The 762-nt window shown below is 52.4% G+C and carries 1 rRNA gene; it reads right to left on the bottom strand.

What is annotated here, in order from left to right:
• Positions 1-762: ribosomal RNA gene (locus RNAN_RS18535) — 23S ribosomal RNA — on the bottom strand; the annotation flags it as partial.

The raw sequence follows: 762 nt of genomic DNA, 5'->3' as shown, positions 1-762 counted from the left end.
CCTTCACAACAAAGAGCGTACCTTCTCCCGAAGTTACGGTACTATTTTGCCTAGTTCCTTCAGCCGAGTTCTCTCAAGCGCCTTGGTATGCTCTACCTGACCACCTGTGTCGGTTTCGGGTACGGTCGCCAATACCTGAAGCTTAGAGGCTTTTCCTGGAAGCATAGCGTTAGCAACTTCGTCACCGTAGTGACTCGTCTCGTGTCTCAGTCTTAGGCGTCCGGATTTTCCTAAACACCCAACCTACACACTTTCACGCGGACTACCAACGCCGCGCTCGCCTAGCTTTCTCCGTCCCCCCATCGCAGTATTGGCCGGTACGGGAATATTAACCCGTTTCCCATCGACTACGCCTTTCAGCCTCGCCTTAGGGGCCGACTCACCCTACCCTGATTAGCATGGGATAGGAACCCTTGGTCTTTCGGCGGGGAAGTTTTTCACTCCCCTTATCGTTACTCATGTCAGCATTCGCACTTCTGATACCTCCAGCCATCCTCCCGGATAACCTTCACAGGCTTACAGAACGCTCCTCTACCACTTGTGCAAGCACAAGTCCGCAGCTTCGGTGAATGATTTAGCCCCGTTACATCTTCCGCGCAGGCCGACTCGACTAGTGAGCTATTACGCTTTCTTTAAAGGATGGCTGCTTCTAAGCCAACCTCCTAGCTGTCTATGCCTTCCCACATCGTTTTCCACTTAATCATTACTTTGGGACCTTAGCTGGCGGTCTGGGTTGTTTCCCTTTTCACGACGGACGTTAGC

It is taken from the genome of Rheinheimera nanhaiensis E407-8, from assembly GCF_000296695.1.
Taxonomy (GTDB): domain Bacteria; phylum Pseudomonadota; class Gammaproteobacteria; order Enterobacterales; family Alteromonadaceae; genus Alishewanella; species Alishewanella nanhaiensis.
Note: the sequence above shows the minus strand (reverse complement) of the source record. Positions and strands in the feature narration are given on the sequence as shown.